This is a genomic window from Spirillospora sp. NPDC046719, from assembly GCF_040645715.1.
Taxonomy (GTDB): Bacteria; Actinomycetota; Actinomycetes; order Streptosporangiales; family Streptosporangiaceae; genus Spirillospora.
In genome coordinates this window covers 1-4,433 of the sequence record NZ_JBEYYT010000618.1, presented here as the reverse complement: position 1 = coordinate 4,433, position 4,433 = coordinate 1, and the positions used below count along the sequence as shown (strand labels likewise).

At 73.2% G+C, this 4,433-nt stretch carries 4 protein-coding genes; 2 read left to right on the top strand and 2 right to left on the bottom strand.

The features are described from left to right. Window positions 1-72: 72 nt before the first annotated feature. The gene (locus ABZ914_RS47340) at window positions 73-927 is read right to left on the bottom strand and encodes a hypothetical protein (RefSeq protein ID WP_241756343.1); all 855 of its coding nucleotides are present in this window, start codon (window positions 925-927) and stop codon (window positions 73-75) included. A 132-nt stretch (window positions 928-1,059) separates the two neighbouring features. On the opposite strand from ABZ914_RS47340, the gene ABZ914_RS47335 reads away from it, so the two are divergent. After that, entirely contained in the window at window positions 1,060-1,836 is a 777-nt protein-coding gene (locus ABZ914_RS47335; RefSeq protein WP_190865941.1) for a lysophospholipid acyltransferase family protein, read from the top strand. Window positions 1,837-1,897: 61 nt separating this feature from the next. Then, window positions 1,898-3,058 carry a DUF5925 domain-containing protein gene (locus ABZ914_RS47330; RefSeq protein WP_241756342.1) on the top strand — a complete coding sequence of 387 codons (1,161 nt, stop codon included), beginning with the start codon at window positions 1,898-1,900 and terminating at the stop codon, window positions 3,056-3,058. A gap of 14 nt (window positions 3,059-3,072) precedes the next feature. Here the strand turns inward: ABZ914_RS47330 and ABZ914_RS47325 are convergent, their stop codons facing one another. Further along, window positions 3,073-4,254, bottom strand: coding sequence for a trans-sulfuration enzyme family protein (locus ABZ914_RS47325; RefSeq protein ID WP_500201193.1), 1,182 nt, complete (start codon window positions 4,252-4,254; stop codon window positions 3,073-3,075). Window positions 4,255-4,433 lie beyond the last annotated feature (179 nt).

Below are 4,433 nucleotides of genomic sequence, written 5' to 3'. Positions count from 1 at the left end.
AGCGCGAAACAGCCCGTCCGTCGCAACGGGGGTTCCAGGGGTCGCCCCCCTGGGAAAACACAGCCCCCTGGGCTAGCCGGGCAGTCTTCGGAGGAGGGTGGCGAACTCGCCGGTGCCCTCGTGGGGGGCGTCGGGGGGCAGGGGGGTCAGGCGGCGCTCGCCGTGGCTCCAGTAGACGCCGGGGGCGCAGGGGTCGTCGGCGGCCGCGTGCATCTCGCGGACGACGTCGGCGAAGACGGGGAGCACCTCGCGGACGGCCGTGGACGTGATCGGGTACAGCAGCAGCGTGCTGTGGCACGGGACGCCGACCAGCGCGCCGTGCTCGTTCGGCACCGGGAGGAACTGGTCGACCTCGCTGAGCAGCGCCGACACGTACCGGCTGCCCGGTTTCGCGACCACCCGGACGTTGCGTCCGGGCAGCAGGGGCTGGTCGTGCACCGACACGTCCGACAGCTCGCGGTCATGGGTGTTCGTCATCACGTAGCCGAGCTTGTGCAGGCCCAGCAGGCCGGCCCGCGCCTTCGTCAGCGGGCCGCCGTAGCGCGGATGCTCGATCATCACCATCGCGTCGAAGTGGTCGCCGGCCGGGACGACGACGAGGCCCTCCCGGTCGCGCGGCGCGAGCTTCGGCACGATCCGCAGCCGCAGCAGCTCGCGGACGTCGCCGAACAGCTCCATCTCGCCCACGGCGAGGAACGCGCGGTCGCCGACCTCGCGGACCCACTCGTCCACCACCTGCGGCCACGCCGAGCGCGGCTCACGGGCGCAGCGCTCCAGCACCGTCCAGCTGGAGGCGCGCGCCTCGGACCGGCCGAGCGGCAGCACCACCTCGGACGTTCCGGAGTCGAACCAGGCGCTGGGCGCCAGCGCCGGGAGCACGTCGCGGATGAGCGCGTGCACGTCCGCCGCCGCGTCCAACGGTTCCATGCTCATCCCCCTTCACCATCGGCGGATCACGTCACACCCCCCACCTTCTCAGAGTTCCGGCCGCTTGTGGGATCCATCGCGATCCCGGCGCCGCACTCGCTGATCATGGCGTGGCTCAAGTACGGTGCTGACATGTCCGAACGCGTGTACCCGCCAGTGATCAAGACGGCTCTTGGCGTGTTCAAGGCCCTGAACATCAAGTTCCGTCTGGAGGGGACCGAACACATTCCCGCCGAGGGCGGTGCCGTGCTGGTCAGCAACCACGTCAGCTACCTCGACTTCATCTTCGCGGGGCTGGCCGCGCACCCGGCGGGCCGGCTGGTGCGGTTCATGGCGAAGAAGGAGATCTTCGACAACCGGGTCGGCGGGCCGCTGATGCGCGGGATGAAGCACATCCCGGTCGACCGGGAGGCGGGCGCCTCCTCGTACGCGGCGGCGCTGAAGGCGCTGCGCGGCGGCGAGATCGTCGGGGTGTTCGCGGAGGCGACGATCAGCCGGTCGTTCACCGTGAAGGAGATCAAGAGCGGCGCGGTGCGGATGGCGGTGGCGTCGAAGACCCCGCTGATCCCGGTCGCGATCTGGGGCCCGCAGCGGCTGTGGACGAAGGGCCGCAAGCGCCGGCTGCTGCAGCGCAACGTGCCGGTGACGATCCTGGTCGGCGAGCCCATGTACCCCAAGCGCGGCGACGACTACGACCAGGTCACCGAGGACCTGCGGGTCCGCATGTCCGAGCTGCTGGAGAAGGCGCAGCGCGAGTACCCCGACGTCCCGAAGGCGGGCGAGAAGTGGTGGCAGCCCGCCTACCTCGGCGGCACGGCGCCGACGCCGGAGGAGGCCGAGAAGCTCGACTTCCAGGAGGCGGAGGCGCGCCGGGCCGCCCGGCAGGAGCGCGAGGGCGGCGCCGCCTGAGCCGCTCCGGTGTCCCTAATTCGGTGGACGCGCCGGCCCGCGACGCCTGATGATCAGTGACATGACCATGTCGCGGGAGAGCGCGCAGGACGTCCTGCATCTCGTCGGCCCCGGGGAGAACGCGAGCGACCCCGGGCCCGACGCGACGCTGCCCGTGGTCTTCAACCTCAGCGACAACAACTCCCCCGCCGACGTGATGGACGTGCTGTCGCTGCGCCCGTTCGCGTCGGGCGAGCAGCCGTGGTCGCGGTCGACGCGGCTGGACCACGTCCGCCCGGAGGCGCCGCTGCGCCCGGACGGGGCGCGGCTCGTGCGGGTGGCCCGTGAGAAGGGCAAGGAGTCGGTGCTGGCGGAGGGCGACGGCTGGACGCTGCTGACGAACCGGTGGAAGAACGGCAGCGCGTACCTCGCGGTGTCGGCGGTGTCGGACGCGCTGGCCGAGTCGGTCCTGGACGCGTCGGTGAAGGACGCGACGGATCCGCCGAAGACCGACGAGACCAGCGTCGAGATGGGCTTCTGGCACATGGGGATGCACGGGCCGTCCCGGGACGAGCGGGCGATCTCCGCCGACGCGTGGGAGGACATCCGCGGCAACTACACCGCCGCGGTCGCCGACGCGCTCGACCGGGTGATGAAGCTGACGCGCGACGAGGTGGCGGGCCGGCTCCTGCTGCTGCACGGCCCGCCCGGCACCGGCAAGACGACGGCGCTGCGCGCGCTCGCGCGGGCGTGGGGCAAGTGGTGCCAGGCCGACTGCGTGCTCGACCCGGAGGCGCTGTTCGGGACGCCGAGCTACCTCATGGAGGTGGCGGTCGGCGACGACGAGGACGAGAACCGCCGCTGGCGGCTGCTCATCCTGGAGGACTGCGACGAGCTGATCCGCGGCGAGGCGAAGCAGTCGACGGGCCAGGGCCTGTCGCGGCTGCTGAACCTCACCGACGGGATGCTCGGGCAGGGCCGGGACGTGCTGGTGGCGATCACCACCAACGAGGACCTGGCGATGCTGCATCCGGCGGTCGTGCGGCCGGGGCGCTGCCTCGCGCAGATCGAGGTGGGCCGGCTGTCCCGCGAGGAGTCGGTGGCGTGGCTGGACGGCTCGGACGCCGCGTCCGAGATCGGCCCGGACGGCGCCACCCTCGCGGAGCTCGCCGCGCTCCGCAAGGGCGAGCACCGTCCCGAGACGCACGCGGCCCCCTCCACCGCCACCGGCTTCTACCTCTAGCCCTCCGCGTTCGGTCAGGTGGCCTTGGCGAGGGCCTGCTCGATGTCCTGCCAGAGGTCGTCGGGGTCTTCCAGGCCGACGGCGAGGCGGACGGTGCCCTCGCCGATGCCGGCGGCGGCGAGGGACACGGCGTCCATCTGGCGGTGCGACGTGCTCGCGGGGTGCATGACGAGCGTGCCGGTGTCGCCGAGCGACGGGCTGAGCGACACCAGCCGCACCGACTCGCTGAACACCTGTCCGGCCTCGCGCCCGCCGGCCAGTTCGAACGACAGGACGCCGCCGGCGCCGTCCGGCAGCAGCCGGCGCGCGATCTCATGCTGCGGGTGGTCGGCGAGCCCGGGGTAGTGGACGCGGTCGACGGACGCGTGCCCGGCGAGGCGGCGGGCGAGGTCGAGGGCGTTCGCGCTGTGCCGGGCGACGCGCATCGGCGCGGTCGCGAGCCCGCGGAGGGTCAGCCAGGCGGCGAACGGGTCGGCGGTGGAGCCGAGTTCGACGGCGTGGTCCCAGACGCGGCGGTGCAGGTCCGGGTCGGCGAACACGGCGGCGCCGCCCATGACGTCGCCGTGCCCGCTGAGGAACTTGGTGACGGAGTGGACGACGATGTCCGCGCCGTGCTCCAGCGGCCGGCACAGCAGCGGCGCGAACGTGTTGTCGACGACGGTGAGCACGCCCGTCCCCCGGACGGCCTCGGCGAACGCGGGGATGTCGGTGACGTGCGTGGTCGGGTTCGCGACCGTCTCCAGGTAGAGCATGCGCGTGTTCGGGCGCAGCGCGGCCCGGACCTCGCCGGGGTCGTCGCCGGGGATGTGCGTCAGCTCGACGCCCCACCGGTCGGCGAGGTCGTGCAGCAGCGCGTACGTGCCGCCGTACAGCGACGACTGCGCGATGACGTGGTCGCCGGATTTCAGCAGCGCCATCAGGACGCCGTTGACCGCGCCCATGCCGGCGGCGGTGGCGAGGGCGCCGGCGCCGCCCTCGATCTCGGCGAGGGCCTCTTCCAGGGAGCGGACGGTCGGGTTGCTCATCCGCCCGTACAGGAACGCCTGCCCGGGGCCGTGGAACGCGGCGGCGAGGTCGTCGGCGGCGTCGAAGGCGAACAGGTGGCCCTGGTAGATCGGCTGGCCGAGCGGGCGGCTGCCGGACGGCGTGATCACGGGCGGGTGGACGGCGCGGGTCTGCGGATGGTGTCCGGTCATGTTCCCAGCCTGCGGTGCGGCGGCGGGCGAGCGGCAGAGCCAATCGCGGGCAGTGGCCTGGAGAGGTTCGACCAGTGGCCCGGACCACGCCCCCGGCTTCCGCTCCGCGGCGCCGGACCACCGGCCCGGCCGGGGGCGCCGCCGTCCCGCCGCCCGGTACGGTTCCCGTCCGCCTGCTC

Coding starts and splice junctions, on each gene's coding strand:
- ABZ914_RS47330 (WP_241756342.1), top strand. CDS start 1,898: ATGACCATGTCGCGGGAGAGCGCGCAGGACGTCCTGCATCTCGTCGGC.
- ABZ914_RS47340 (WP_241756343.1), bottom strand. CDS start 927: ATGGAACCGTTGGACGCGGCGGCGGACGTGCACGCGCTCATCCGCGAC.
- ABZ914_RS47325 (WP_500201193.1), bottom strand. CDS start 4,254: ATGACCGGACACCATCCGCAGACCCGCGCCGTCCACCCGCCCGTGATC.
- ABZ914_RS47335 (WP_190865941.1), top strand. CDS start 1,060: ATGTCCGAACGCGTGTACCCGCCAGTGATCAAGACGGCTCTTGGCGTG.